We start from the raw sequence: 11,761 nt of genomic DNA, 5'->3' as shown, positions 1-11,761 counted from the left end.
AATTGCTCGGCGCTAGGCTTGGCGATCCTGGCGACCAGCCTGAGCGGGTGTATGATCGTCGATTCGCCGATTAAGGGAGTGCTGGGTACCGAGGTTATCTGGGGCGATATAGCGACCGGAGAAGCCGGTTCTGGCACCCCCGGCGTGACGAAGGAAGGCAAAGCCTGTGCGGAGTCCATCTTGGGCTTGCTGGCGCGCGGCGATGCCAGTGTTCGCGCGGCAAAGCAAAACGGCAATATCACGGAGGTCACTACAGTGGATCACTCGGCGAGGAATTTTTTAAATATCGTCGGCGAGTGGTGCACGATAGTAAAAGGCCGCTAGGAGCCTGTCGGACTTGACTCTACTTTTGGGGCATACCTACGGCGCAGCAATTTTTTCAGACTTCGCTCGAACTTTTTTGCCTTAAACAGCGTTCTGCTACTGTTTAATGTCGAGCGCTTGACCTGTCAAGCGCACACCCATCCCGTATCTTCCCCACTCAAGCATAAGAGAGCACAGGCTTTCGCAAATTTTGCCGAGATCCTGCGATAATATCAGGATTTGAGAAGGACCAAAGCGTGATCGGTTTCAGTGGAGCCCATTTTCCTAAAGAAGTGATTTTGTACGCGGTTTTCTTCTATGTGCGCTATGGCGTCTCCTACCGAGATTTGGAAGAAATCATGGATGAACGCGGCGTCAATGTGGATCATGCCACGTTGAACCGATGGGTTATCCTGATTGCCGAACTAGTGTTTTTATTACGCCAGGTAAAGCCGTGCAGTATCTGGACGGCATTTGGCCGGGAGAAAAGAACAAGGAAGATCAGGTCGTGGTGTTAAACCGTGTCGCCAAATCGGTGATTGAGGGGCAACGGGGAATTCATCCCGAGTATGTGTTTCCGCATCGTGGGAAACACGTCTATTCGATGAACAATACCGGCTGGCAAACAGCATGGAAAAAGGCAGGGTTACCGACTGACGGCAGTTACACGCGCGGGCCTCACAATCTCAAGCATACGTTTGCTCAAGCATACGTTTGGGCGGCGCTTAAGAGCCGCGGGAGTGGCGTTTGAAACGCGGAAAGTGCTGTTGCATCACAAGTCGGGTGATGTCACGACGCATTATTCTCCAGCGGAACTGGAAGAACTGCTCAATGCGGTGGAAAAAATAGTGGAGAAAGAGTCCGGCAAAAATCCGGATTGATAAGATGGAATGTAGTAAACGGATAACTGATAAGTTATTGATTACAGGTGGCTAGTTGGTGGGTCGTCCGGGATTCGAACCCGGGACAACCGCATTAAAAGAGACTTGTTATCAGCTTTAAACCTTTGCAATAGGCTTAAATACTGGCTTTTGCTTTTTGTTCAAGCCTATCAAAGCTCTAAAAAACTGGAAAAACTGGAAAGAAAGTGGAAACAGGATTATTCAAGCGATAGAACTAGTTTTTTACCTAAAGCTCTGGCTGCTTTATCTAATTGCTTCAAGTTTGGCCAATGGTGAGGGTCTTCTAGTCGTTGTGCTGCTGGCCATGAGGTTTTCATTGCGGTTGCCAGTTCCGATAACGGTTTTGATCCTCTCGCCTTTCTCAACAGCAAAGCTGCTTGAACTTCCGGGTTTGGTGTTCCCATTTGGCCGTTTTTTGGGCAGTCGGACGGTTCCGGTATTTCCTGGCTTTTATCCATCCTGTAAGCCAGCATTGCGCTTAATACTTCGTCGGCGTTATAGATGGCTTCCTCTAATGTTTCGCCTTCTGTAAAGGCTTCTTCTATGTCCACGAATTGCACGAAAAAAAATCCTTCTTCGTCCTTTTCGATAGTGTAGGGATATGTTTTTTTCACTTTAGCTTGACTCCGGTTTGTCTTTTAATCTCTTTGATTATTTTTTTCCCTATTGCTAATTAAACTTTTTATTTATATATTCTATATGTCTTCTATTTGTTTCTTCTGACCTTTCTTTTCTGTAGAATTCTATACATCCTATTGCTTCATGTAATTGTTTTTTATCTAATGTATTTAAATTCCATTTATTTATAAAACTTGTTAATTCATTTATTTTAATTACATGGTTAGGCATTTTTGTTTTAAATTCTGTTTCTTGATTTGTAAAGACTATTATCGTTCTTGTTGCCCAAATCGGTATATTACTAATTTTAACTATATTTTTTATATGGTTATTGTTTTGTATTACCGGATTGTAGAATTTGAATTTTTTACCTCTCGGTAAAGCCTGCGTCCAGTTTTTATCTTTTTCATTTCCAAATATCCATCCTTTATGTCCTTTCGTTTCTATAACAAATATTCCGGTCTGTGAAAAAACTATATGGTCTATCTGTGTAGTTCCTTCTTCCGTAGGTAAAGTGATGTCATGCATTACATAGTATTTATTTTTATCAAGATATTTTAATACTTCCTTGACATTTGATTCTGCGTCATTTTGTATGTAAAACTCACTTTTTTCTTTTGTGTAATTTCCTATTTTGTATCCGATCAGAAAACTTAAGTTTACTAAGCAAAATATTACTAACATCTTTATTCAATTTTATAAAAAATCTTAAGTATAGATGCTATTTAATTCTGATCGCCCCTTTTAAACCATTTTTTTTCTACCTTCCCCGCAATCACGTACCCGTTTTTAGATTCCTTCTGGTTTCCTCCAGTTCTGGGCTGATTTGTCCGCAATCCTCTATTGTTTTTCCTGTTGCGAGCCAGTAGGCGTATTTTGGCCATATGTCTGAAATTACTTGTATATGCCATCCGTACACTTTTTGACGGTTGTTTTCTATGCTGCTGATTTGTCCACTTTTTATTCCAGTTTTTAATGAAAAATCGTCAACTGTAACTTTTAAGTGATTTCTTAGCTCTTTCATCCTTCTATTTATTTCGAACTCGTCTATCATACATGTAAATAATTCTTGTATTTTTTCCATGAACATGTATATAATACATGTACGTTATCTATTCAGCTTAACACAGCCAAAACAAGGCTAATGAGGCAATCATGGACCAACAACAAGTCATAGTCAACATAGAGTCAGGCGTTCCCCTTATGCATCCCGATTTATTTGCCGAAAAGATCGGTCGTTCTCCCGGCGTCGTCGGTGGATGGATCGATTCCGGCTATCTCCCGACTGTAAAAGTCGGTCGCTACCAGCTTATCAATCTGGTTTTACTTTCAGAAAATTTGAAAAAGGGGAAAGTGTTATGAACGTTGATAAGAATTCTCAACAGTTTCAGGAATTCGAAAGGCATTTGATCCGTACGCTTTATCTTCATCTTCTTTGTAAAACTGACTTTATTAACGCGGCGTTGGATTTTGGGAATTTGTCGAGGGCTTTATCCATCCTTTCCGATCTTCAGACTTTTATTTTTGAATCTGAACTTGCTTATCAAACTGAGTATGCAAAGGTTGATTCATTTCTAACTGAAATTCGGGGTTTTTCTCACAGTTTTTATTATTCCTTGATTGAACATGGTTTGAGTGTGTCAGGTGAAAGATATGCCATTTTTCGTAAACAAATAATTGATCTTTTTAATTCATCTTTTCCTGTTGAGGCTGCATAAATGACTAACCATATTCCTTCAATTCCTCCTGTCGGTTCTAATCCTATTGATAATAATGATAAGTCTAATGAACGCTTATTCAGAACTTCATTGGCACCTCGGGATTATCTGCGTCTTGAAATAGAAGCAATGGACAGGGGCTTAAAACCTTTCGGACTGACTAAGGCAGTTATGACGTTATACCTGCATAAACAACTCGTAAACGTTCGTGAATTGCCTCCTGATATTCAGTCTCAAATCGTTCAATTTTTCAAAGATAAAAAAAGCGCGATTGCTTTAAAGGAAGACTGATTATTTATTCGACTAAATATCTAGCCGGACGGAGCCGCGGTATGGGGGTTGATGCCAAATTGGCGCCGGATCGTGTAGGGCGTCAAGGGCTTTAGAGCGAAGCGTCCCTTGACGCCCTACGCGATCCGGTTGCGACAATTGGCGTCAACCTCCATATCGGGGCACCGTCCGAATAGGTATCTAGTTGGATGGTGAGTGGGTGGGGGCTTTAAAAAGAACGCGCGATTTTGACGTTTTAAATGTTGAACTTAATTATCAAAATTTGGGGTTTTATATATGAATAATACATTAAAGGTAGTTTTTATTTGTGAGTATTCATGCCCTTATAACTTGCCTTTATATTTAACATCATATACTTTATTTAATAAAATTATGAAATATGAAGTTGAGGGCGTCTTTTCCGCTATCACTTTTAAAAGTATTTGATTAAGCCGTTTGAGCTACGGCCTTTAAAGGCTCAAAGAAAAAACTAATTTTTCATTAACCTTATAGGTATTAACAATGCAACAAAACTTTCTTAATGATATGCAAACAGTCGTAACAGGTCAGGTCGAGTCTGTTACTCGATATGATATTGACGCGGATAACCGTGGTGGTTCAATTTGGGTCTCGAAACCATCTTCCGGTAAAAACCCAAATGTTTTGGGTCGTGATCTTATCAAGATCAAGATGCCTTTTGCCATGTTTGATCAACTTCGGCAAAAACAAGAATCTGGCGAACTTGAATTTCCTTGCATGATGGAAATTCTTTGCGATATTGATATGGGTGGCGCTAATCGTGCTGTTTTAACTGCCGTATCTACAAAAAGACTGATTAATGAGGTTTCTCGTCCTGTCGTCGATAAACCTGAACAGAAAGCGGCTTCTAAACCGCAATAGTTATAAATCCTGATTTTTCTCAATCAGGTTAATTTCTCCGTATGGAGTTCGAGACATGACAGTAGTTGATTTTGGCCCTTTGATTGAAGCTATAACGGTTTGTCTTATGCCGGTGAATTTTGCTTTAGGTGCTGTTTTATCGGTTCTTCTTGTTTCTTTGCTTTCGAGGTAATTATGATTGAATCCGATATTCAAACCATTATCGATTATGAGCTTGGGGTTTTTGCCTTGGGTTTTTGTTTCGGGTATTTACTCGCTATTTTTAATTCTCTGTCTGCTTTAGCTGTGAATTATAAATAGTAAATTTAACTTTTATTTTTTGAGGTGATTTATGAAAAATATTTTCAAGCAAATTTTGGGTTTTATGCTTGCCGCTTTTGCTTTGATGTTCGGTTTTATCCCGGCGTCCTTTGCGGCTCTTCCAGCTGCTGCTACTGCTGGACTGACTACGCTTCAAGCTGATGTGCTGGATTTGGTTGATGCGATCTGGCCGGTAATGGTTGCAATCACCGTTGCTTTCATCTTGCTGCGTGTTTTCAAGCGTGGTGCTAACTCGGCCGTCTAAGGTCTGACCAACTAGGCCGGGGTTATGCTCCGGCCTTTTTTAATTTGGGGTTATTATGAAATTATTAGAATGGATATTTAAGTTTTTATTTATCTTTTTTCTTATATTTTTTCGTGGTAATGCGTTTGCTGCTTGTGACATTATTCATCAATATTATTCAGATGCTAGTAGTGCGTCTTCTGCTTGTATATCTAAATTTGGCTCTTGTGCTGAAGGTTTGCATCCTGCTGATGGCGCCTCATTTCCTTCTTGTTCAGGATCAATAAGATATTATTTAAATAATAAATCAGAATCTTGCGGTATTCAATGGACTCATATTCTATATTGTGATACTTCTGTATCTTGTTCGGGTGGTAAAGTTCTCAATTCTGCTACTGGTATTTGTTCTTGTCCTTCCGGCACTATTGATAATGGATTAGGCCAATGTGTTTCTCAAGCTCAAGCTTGTACTTTACAGGAATATAATGCTATTCATGAAGGTTGTCCTACTGAATCTCTTTCTGGTTGGCCTCAACATACCTGTTTTGAATCTTCGTTGAATCAGAATGTAACAGTTCAGGAATGCCATCCTAATTGTGGTCCTGGTACTCATATTGAGGGTTACAATTGTGTTGCTAATCCTACTTGTATAGGTGATCAAACTTATAATTATGTAACTAATTTTTGTGATGAACCTAGTTGTAAAGGTCAACAATCATTAGATTCTATTAACCATGTTTGCCTGAATCCTCAATGCTCTCCGAATCAGGTGCTTTGCAATGGTTTTTGTGCTTCTTTAGGTGGCACTACTTCTGAATGTTCTCTTGGATATTCTATGGTATGTACGTCGGGTAATGATTTGATTTCTCATTGTCAATATTCGGGTTGTCCTGATGGCTATAAATCAGGTTGGCTTGATGGTCTTCAAATCTGTACTAAATCCGGTGATTCTACTACGGGTACTTCTGATGGTACTCAATCTACTTCTACTAATGGGTCTTCTTCAACTACCTCTACCACTATCATAAATTCTGATGGGTCTACTACTACCACTTCATCAACTACTTCTACTTCTACCTCTTCTACAACTACTACAACTAATATTTCTTTAGATACTCGGGGGTTGAATCAAGAATCTACTCAGTTGTCGGTACTTGATACTTTACGTCGGTTATTAGGCTCTGAGTCTGATTACAGTCAAAATCCTTCGGCCTTGGATGGTATTTCAGCACCTCTTGAACCTGGTAGCTCTGAGGCTGATGCAGAATCATTTTTGTTTTCTGGGAATGATTCTTATGCGCCTTCTTTAAATGTTCACGATTGGCTTCCTGATATGCCTTCTTCCTCTTCTTGCTCAGGTTCCATTCCTATTACATGGAAAAGTGGTACTTATATGTTTTCTCCTTGTGAGAAGCTTCAACCGTTGCGTGAGGTTCTTGCATGGGTTTTTTATGTTATGACCGCTCTTTATATTTTTTATGTTTGGGTATCAATTAAGGAGTAAATAAAGTGGTTTGGTTGTTAAATGGTGTTCGTGCATTTTTTACGCTTTTATTTTCTAAAGCTGTTTCATTATTTCCTGAATTATTAGCGTCTTTTCTTTTTACTCATGGTAAAAAGTTCGGTTTCTTTTTGCTTTATGCTGGCATTATCTCTGCCCTAACTGCTTCTTATTTTTTATTAGCTAATAATCTAATTAATGGTATTCATCAATCCGTTCCTCAAATTGTTAATGATGTTTGGGGTTGGGTGATGCCTTATAATGCTATTCCTTGTTTATTTGCTTTATCTTCTGCCAGAATTCTCAAATATACTTATCTGAGAAATAAAGAAATGATTAATAAGAAAATCAATATTCTAACTAATTCGGGTTCTTGATTATGCCGGGTTGGATTATTCAGGGGGTTCGTGGTGAGGGTAAGTCACTTTGTGCGGTTGGCAAAGCCAAGGAATACTTATCTCGTGGTTGCCCTGTTGCTACTAATCTTGATCTTTACTTAGACAAGTTATTACCTAAATCAAATGATACTATCGCTTATCGTTTGCCTGATCGCCCTAGGGCTTCTGATTTTTATGCTTTGCCTCCTGCTTTCGATCCGAAGTATAAAGGTGAGGACAAAAACGGATTAATCATTCTCGATGAATTGGCATTGTGGATGAATTCACGAAAGTGGAAAGATGGTGGAAGGTTGGAAATTATTGAATGGCTTTTGGTATCGAGAAAGTACCATTGGGATTTGATCTTGCTTTGCCAGGACCACGAAATAATTGACAATCAACTTAAAACAACTTGCTGTGACTATTTAGTTCAAGCTTCTCGAACTGATCGAAAAAAAATACCTTTTATTGCTCCTTTGCTTGATTTTGTTGGTATTGATTCTTTTCGTCCTAAGGTTCATGTTTACGATGTTTATTACGGTCTTTCTGCTCTCGATTCTCCTGTAGATCGTTGGACTTATGAGGGTTCTGATTTATATGCGGGTTACGATACCAATCAATTATTTACACCTGGGTTTGAAGTAATGGGTAAATATTCGCTTGATATGAGGGCCATTTATACTTATCTCCCTGCTTCTTATCTTACTAAGCATTTTTATATTAACCGGCTTCAACAACAAATTGATTCGATTAAGGAAGCCAAACTTTTACCTAAATTTGAGGTTAAACCAATGGCACTACGTAAAAATTCTGGCTCTGATGCTAATCGATTAAAAATCTATTTTTTGGTTTCGGTTCTTATGTTTTCTGCTGCTTGGGCTTACTGGAAAATTGACCAAAATAAAAATAAATCTAGTTCTGTGCAAGTTGCTGATACGGGTTATAAATCGCCAGTGATTCATGAACAACCTGTTAAATCATCTGAGCCGGTTAATTCTATGCCTTCTTCAACCGTTTTAGGTCAAAAGAGTAATTTTGTTCAAGTTTTGCTTGATTCTTATAAACCGCGTTTGGCAGCTTATCTTGAAAATAAGGATCGTGGTTTGTTTGGCATTATTGAATTTTATGATGGTTCTCATTTAGTTGAGCGTTTGTCGATTTCGTCTATTCGTGCCATGGGTGTTGCTGTGATCCCCGATAAACATGGTGTTGATATTATTACTAATTCAAAAATCTACGTTGTAACTGCCTGGCCGTTGACTGCGAACGATCAACAACAAATTAAACAGGTTGAAAAAATATGATTAATCAATTAGTTAAAATACATCATAAAGCAAACCCTGTGCCAATAATATAACTGGCACGTTATTTGATTTGTAATATAATTTTCCACCGCAAGTATTATACCAATTATAAAAACCCAATATATTGGTATAAATGCTTTTATATATACTATAAATCATGGTTTATGATTTGTAAAAATTGCGTTATTTTCCACTAAGCAAACCATGTGCCAATATTTGGCATGGCATGGTTTTTGATTTAATAAAAAATATTCCACCGCAAAACCCGTGCCAATCTATAAAAATATAAAACTGTTTTTTAGCGTCTTAACTGTAAATCGCGCTCGATAGGTGCCGGGTGTATGCCGGGCGCCCCTTCCTGGACGACATTAGCGGCGCTATCTAAATGAAGTGAGCGACAGCGTAATTATTGTTGCATCCTGTGGATATGTGGGAAAGTGCCGGACAATCGATAAAAAAGGGTGTTGATAAGTTCGGTTGGGTAACAGGGATGTTATCCCCAACTTATCAATGCCCTTTTTTATCGATGCTCTGGCCGGTGCTTTTCCATATATCCATAGGATCAACTTTAAAATAATTCACTACATTTACGCGTCGCGTCGTCCAGGAAGGGGCGCCCGGCATACACCCGGCACCCGTGGCGCGATAAGTAAGGGTTCATACGTTTAAAAACGGTGGGCAAACATTGAAAACTGGCGCTAACGTCCTTGTATCACGTTAGTAAGATCATTAACCGAAACCCTCATTAAAGCTGATAAAAAATGAAACGTTCTGAACGCTACTCTATTGAATCATTATCAAATGGCACTGATCAGGATCGACGCGGCCTTATTTTTGCTAATAAATATGGTCTTACTGATCTTTCAGGTGTTAATGTCGTCGGTGCTTCTGTCGATACTGTTAGGCAACTTTTTTACGGTACGCCTAAATCAATCTTGCTTGAACGTATTCAGCGTTGGGAAGCTAACAAAGATCAAATCGTTACCTTAACTGACAATCCTTTGTCAATGAAATGGCATTTTACTCGCATGGGCAAGGTGTCCGGCTATCGATACAAGTTTCAAAATAATGAGGAAGGTGTTGTTATCCTTTTTGGTTCTTTCTATCGCACGCTTGAATCTGAGGGGGATCATTTGAAAATCGAACTTTCTCCTCATTACATTTCTCAACGTCCCGTAAAATCAATCTGGGGTGAGTTATTTGGCCTTGGGGGTCTGGCTCATGCCTTCTTATCTGATGCGACTCCAAAGGGTGTTGCGGTGCATCTGGCTTGCGACTATCAAGGGTATGATCTGCCTGATGATTTCATTTTCAAGTTCTCTACCTACTCCCGGACCTTCAAAGCCTATGATGGCATCCATTCGATAGACCTTTCAGATTTTACTGAGGCTGTGGCTACATATGGCGGAAAAAATCAGGCAAAAAACTACTTGATCGGTCAGCCTCGGTCTATTCAAATTTGCATTTACGATAAGTCCTTTGAAATCAAGAAATCTGATAAGGTCGATTATTTTACTCGTGAATGGGGATGGTATTCCTTGGGAACCTATGATCCTGACAAATCTGTTCGGCGTATTGAGGCTCGTATTCATCAATCGATTATTCGTGAAATCGGCAATGGTCTAGGCGTTGAGCTTGAATCGTTTGAACAGGTAGAGAAATACCTTACCGATATTTGGCGTTATGCTATCTCCAAAAATGTTTTGATGCTCGATAAGAAGCTGATTGATCCTTTTTGGCAACTTCTTCTTGAGGATGTTGAGTTCCTGGTTCCTGCCCAAAATACGTTTATTTGCCGAAAAAAAAAGCAATCCGTTGATCCTGTTTCCAAAAACATTACTTCGATAGTTGGCAATATGATTTCGCTTTGTGCGCGTCAAAGGATGAATGCCAATCAAGTTTACTCTCAACTCCGTTTGCTAGCTGTTTGGCCTATGATAGACGCTTATTACCGTTCTCGGGGTATTTACAAATCCGAATTTATACAATTCCTTGAAAAGCTTCTTTGCTTGCGTCGTATTGCCGGTTCTGCGACTCAGGCGGCCTAGGTTTAGCTATGTCCATCAAAAAGGTAGATGGTAAGTACAAACTTGACGTTCGCCCTAACGGTGCTAAGGGTAAGCGTGTTATTCGTTTGTTCGACTCGAAGTCTCAAGCTCTTCAGTACCGTAATCAACTTCTATCAGGTAGATTAGAGAATCAGGCCGACCAGGCCTCATTTGATAATCTACGTCTTAATGATCTTATCGAAAAATGGTATGACTTACACGGTCGCTCTTTGAAATCCTCGCTTGATACTAAAAATCGTTTGCTCAAGCTCTCTAAGATTCTGGGTAATCCGATCGCGCGGACTTTAAGCCCTGAACTTCTTGCTGATTATCGTAAAATTCGGATTGATGAGGGCATTGCCTCTGCAACTCTTAATCGTGAGTTGATCACTCTTAAAGCTATGTTTCGTGAGTTACGTCGGCTTTCTGTGATTGATTATGATTCCCCTTTGCTTGTTGTTCGAAAGCTTCGTGAGCCTAAAATTGAGCTTTCTTATCTTTCTACTTCCGATCTTGTAAAGCTTTCTAAACAAGTCGATGTTAGTAAAAATGAAAGCCTTTGGTTTGTGTTTACTATTTGTTTGATAACCGGCTCTCGGTGGTCTGAGGCCAATGGCTTGACTTACTCTAACTGTATCAATTCCGGTTTTCAGTTTGTTGACACTAAAAACGGGCACTCACGATTTGTTCCGGTCGATTTTGAAACCTTTGATACGGTTCGTTCTCGGCTTGTTCATGGACCGTTTCTTTCCTGTTATTCGGCATTCCGTTCTGCCATGAAAAGAACCGGCTTATCGATTCCGAAGGGCCAAATGGCGCATATTCTTCGTCACACCTTTGCGAGTCATTTTGTCATGGGTGGGGGCAACCTCGTTGCTCTTCAAAAAATTCTGGGGCATTCCAGTTTGAATATCACAATGCGCTATTCCCATCTTGCTCCTGATTATTTGAAGCAAGCGATAGAATTAAACCCGCTATCGAAAATTAATCGAAGTGGAAAGAAAATGGAAAGAAAACTTTCAGGCATAAAAAAACCTGTTGACGATGAAAGCCTAACAGGTTGATTTTTAATATATTAGTTGGTGGGTCGTCCGGGATTCGAACCCGGGACAACCGCATTAAAAGTGCGATGCTCTACCGACTGAGCTAACGACCCAACAAAGAAATCGAATTATAAAGCGGTTTTTTTATATTAGCAAGATTTTTTGTCATAGATGGACAGGAATGATGTCTTTTTGGATTAATCTCTGAATTGTTAAAATAAAAATAATTTTTT

Annotated in this window: 16 protein-coding genes, 1 tRNA gene and 1 pseudogene; 14 read left to right on the top strand and 4 right to left on the bottom strand. The window is 39.6% G+C overall.

Going from position 1 to position 11,761, the window contains the following annotated elements; all coding sequences use genetic code 11:
• The 4 genes and pseudogenes from U2W12_RS15285 to U2W12_RS15270 form a co-directional block, all read left to right on the top strand.
• Window positions 1-324: TRL-like family protein (locus tag U2W12_RS15285; protein ID WP_326501556.1), on the top strand; the 324-nt coding region annotated here is incomplete at its 5' end.
• 236 nt (window positions 325-560) lie between these two features.
• Window positions 561-713, top strand: a pseudogene (locus U2W12_RS15280) (IS6 family transposase); the annotation flags it as partial.
• Between the two features lie 44 nt (window positions 714-757).
• Window positions 758-1,054, top strand: coding sequence for a hypothetical protein (locus U2W12_RS15275; protein WP_326501555.1), 297 nt, complete (start codon window positions 758-760; stop codon window positions 1,052-1,054).
• Complete coding sequence (locus U2W12_RS15270) at window positions 1,044-1,184, top strand: hypothetical protein (protein ID WP_326501554.1); 141 nt, start codon at window positions 1,044-1,046, stop codon at window positions 1,182-1,184. Before U2W12_RS15275 ends, U2W12_RS15270 begins: the two co-directional genes overlap by 11 nt.
• 218 nt (window positions 1,185-1,402) lie before the next feature.
• Here the strand turns inward: U2W12_RS15270 and U2W12_RS15265 are convergent, their stop codons facing one another.
• From U2W12_RS15265 to U2W12_RS15255, 3 genes are all read right to left on the bottom strand, one after another.
• On the bottom strand, window positions 1,403-1,819 hold the full coding sequence (locus U2W12_RS15265) for a type II toxin-antitoxin system HicB family antitoxin (protein WP_326501553.1): 417 nt from the start codon (window positions 1,817-1,819) through the stop codon (window positions 1,403-1,405).
• Between the two features lie 55 nt (window positions 1,820-1,874).
• Window positions 1,875-2,507 (bottom strand): nuclease-related domain-containing protein, encoded by a 633-nt coding sequence (locus U2W12_RS15260; RefSeq protein ID WP_326501552.1) that lies wholly within the window; start codon window positions 2,505-2,507, stop codon window positions 1,875-1,877.
• A 91-nt stretch (window positions 2,508-2,598) separates the two neighbouring features.
• Window positions 2,599-2,907 (bottom strand): helix-turn-helix transcriptional regulator, encoded by a 309-nt coding sequence (locus U2W12_RS15255; RefSeq protein WP_326501551.1) that lies wholly within the window; start codon window positions 2,905-2,907, stop codon window positions 2,599-2,601.
• A 71-nt stretch (window positions 2,908-2,978) separates the two neighbouring features.
• On the opposite strand from U2W12_RS15255, the gene U2W12_RS15250 reads away from it, so the two are divergent.
• The 10 genes from U2W12_RS15250 to U2W12_RS15205 all read left to right on the top strand — a co-directional run bounded on the left by U2W12_RS15250 (window position 2,979) and on the right by U2W12_RS15205 (window position 11,549).
• Window positions 2,979-3,185, top strand: a complete 207-nt coding sequence (locus U2W12_RS15250; RefSeq protein WP_326501550.1) for a hypothetical protein — start codon at window positions 2,979-2,981, stop codon at window positions 3,183-3,185.
• Window positions 3,182-3,541 carry a hypothetical protein gene (locus U2W12_RS15245; protein ID WP_326501549.1) on the top strand — a complete coding sequence of 120 codons (360 nt, stop codon included), beginning with the start codon at window positions 3,182-3,184 and terminating at the stop codon, window positions 3,539-3,541. The genes U2W12_RS15250 and U2W12_RS15245 overlap by 4 nt, the downstream gene beginning before the upstream one ends.
• Window positions 3,542-3,832: a hypothetical protein gene (locus U2W12_RS15240; RefSeq protein ID WP_326501548.1), complete on the top strand. Its 291-nt coding sequence runs from the start codon at window positions 3,542-3,544 to the stop codon at window positions 3,830-3,832. It abuts the gene before it with no gap.
• A 501-nt stretch (window positions 3,833-4,333) separates the two neighbouring features.
• A complete protein-coding gene (locus tag U2W12_RS15235; RefSeq protein WP_326501547.1) occupies window positions 4,334-4,711 on the top strand; it encodes a hypothetical protein in 378 nt (125 codons plus the stop codon).
• A 331-nt stretch (window positions 4,712-5,042) separates the two neighbouring features.
• Window positions 5,043-5,276 carry a major coat protein gene (locus U2W12_RS15230; protein WP_326501546.1) on the top strand — a complete coding sequence of 78 codons (234 nt, stop codon included), beginning with the start codon at window positions 5,043-5,045 and terminating at the stop codon, window positions 5,274-5,276.
• Window positions 5,277-5,331: 55 nt separating this feature from the next.
• On the top strand, window positions 5,332-6,759 hold the full coding sequence (locus tag U2W12_RS15225) for a hypothetical protein (protein ID WP_326501545.1): 1,428 nt from the start codon (window positions 5,332-5,334) through the stop codon (window positions 6,757-6,759).
• A gap of 5 nt (window positions 6,760-6,764) precedes the next feature.
• Window positions 6,765-7,133 carry a DUF5455 family protein gene (locus U2W12_RS15220; protein WP_326501544.1) on the top strand — a complete coding sequence of 123 codons (369 nt, stop codon included), beginning with the start codon at window positions 6,765-6,767 and terminating at the stop codon, window positions 7,131-7,133.
• A gap of 2 nt (window positions 7,134-7,135) precedes the next feature.
• Complete coding sequence (locus U2W12_RS15215; protein ID WP_326501543.1) at window positions 7,136-8,437, top strand: zonular occludens toxin domain-containing protein; 1,302 nt, start codon at window positions 7,136-7,138, stop codon at window positions 8,435-8,437.
• Window positions 8,438-9,198: 761 nt separating this feature from the next.
• Window positions 9,199-10,485 carry a hypothetical protein gene (locus U2W12_RS15210; RefSeq protein ID WP_326501542.1) on the top strand — a complete coding sequence of 429 codons (1,287 nt, stop codon included), beginning with the start codon at window positions 9,199-9,201 and terminating at the stop codon, window positions 10,483-10,485.
• A gap of 8 nt (window positions 10,486-10,493) precedes the next feature.
• Window positions 10,494-11,549 (top strand): tyrosine-type recombinase/integrase, encoded by a 1,056-nt coding sequence (locus U2W12_RS15205; RefSeq protein WP_326501541.1) that lies wholly within the window; start codon window positions 10,494-10,496, stop codon window positions 11,547-11,549.
• Between the two features lie 16 nt (window positions 11,550-11,565).
• Here the strand turns inward: U2W12_RS15205 and U2W12_RS15200 are convergent.
• Window positions 11,566-11,641, bottom strand: a tRNA-Lys gene (locus U2W12_RS15200).
• Between the last annotated feature and the right edge of the window lie 120 nt (window positions 11,642-11,761).

The sequence above is a fragment of the Methylomicrobium sp. Wu6 genome, from assembly GCF_035916875.1.
GTDB lineage: Bacteria > Pseudomonadota > Gammaproteobacteria > Methylococcales > Methylomonadaceae > Methylomicrobium.
Note: the sequence above shows the minus strand (reverse complement) of the source record. Positions and strands in the feature narration are given on the sequence as shown.

Bases quoted from the DNA above. Each gene is read 5' to 3' on its own strand.
- U2W12_RS15245 (WP_326501549.1), top strand. From the start codon at position 3,182: ATGAACGTTGATAAGAATTCTCAACAGTTTCAGGAATTCGAAAGGCAT.
- U2W12_RS15225 (WP_326501545.1), top strand. From the start codon at position 5,332: ATGAAATTATTAGAATGGATATTTAAGTTTTTATTTATCTTTTTTCTT.
- U2W12_RS15230 (WP_326501546.1), top strand. From the start codon at position 5,043: ATGAAAAATATTTTCAAGCAAATTTTGGGTTTTATGCTTGCCGCTTTT.
- U2W12_RS15240 (WP_326501548.1), top strand. From the start codon at position 3,542: ATGACTAACCATATTCCTTCAATTCCTCCTGTCGGTTCTAATCCTATT.
- U2W12_RS15215 (WP_326501543.1), top strand. From the start codon at position 7,136: ATGCCGGGTTGGATTATTCAGGGGGTTCGTGGTGAGGGTAAGTCACTT.
- U2W12_RS15250 (WP_326501550.1), top strand. From the start codon at position 2,979: ATGGACCAACAACAAGTCATAGTCAACATAGAGTCAGGCGTTCCCCTT.
- U2W12_RS15260 (WP_326501552.1), bottom strand. From the start codon at position 2,507: ATGTTAGTAATATTTTGCTTAGTAAACTTAAGTTTTCTGATCGGATAC.
- U2W12_RS15235 (WP_326501547.1), top strand. From the start codon at position 4,334: ATGCAACAAAACTTTCTTAATGATATGCAAACAGTCGTAACAGGTCAG.
- U2W12_RS15210 (WP_326501542.1), top strand. From the start codon at position 9,199: ATGAAACGTTCTGAACGCTACTCTATTGAATCATTATCAAATGGCACT.
- U2W12_RS15255 (WP_326501551.1), bottom strand. From the start codon at position 2,907: ATGGAAAAAATACAAGAATTATTTACATGTATGATAGACGAGTTCGAA.
- U2W12_RS15205 (WP_326501541.1), top strand. From the start codon at position 10,494: ATGTCCATCAAAAAGGTAGATGGTAAGTACAAACTTGACGTTCGCCCT.